This is a genomic window from Stenotrophomonas sp. 3diitr2024 (assembly GCF_042136455.1).
Taxonomy (GTDB): domain Bacteria; phylum Pseudomonadota; class Gammaproteobacteria; order Xanthomonadales; family Xanthomonadaceae; genus Stenotrophomonas; species Stenotrophomonas sepilia.
In genome coordinates, this window is the sequence record NZ_JBHHMJ010000333.1 from 1 (window position 1) to 327 (window position 327).

The 327-nt window shown below is 69.7% G+C and carries 1 protein-coding gene; it reads right to left on the reverse strand.

The window, feature by feature from the left end:
* Positions 1-230: hypothetical protein (locus ABGA94_RS08365; RefSeq protein WP_375366992.1), on the reverse strand; the 230-nt coding region annotated here is incomplete at its 3' end.
* Between the last annotated feature and the right edge of the window lie 97 nt (positions 231-327).

Sequence of the window (327 nt, forward strand, 5' to 3'; positions counted from 1 at the left end):
CCGGCAAGGTGCGCGTGCAGGCGCCGGACGGCCAGGAGGTAGTGGCCGATCGCAACCTGAAGCTGGCCGGACAGGCGACCGTCGCGGCGCAGCACAGCGCACTGGGCGTCGGCAACCTCGGCATGTCGGTCCGTACGCTGGGTGCGCTGGTCGAACGGTTCGGCCTGCATGGCCAGCAGCTGGGTGAAGTGGCGATGGGCGCGGTGATCAAGCATTCCAGGAGTTCCCATGCACGCTTCCACCGTAGTCATCGCCGCTGGCGAACGCAGCATCGAGGCGGTACTTGCCGCCGAGGCTCTGCGTCGCGCGGCCCGCCAGCGCGGGCTT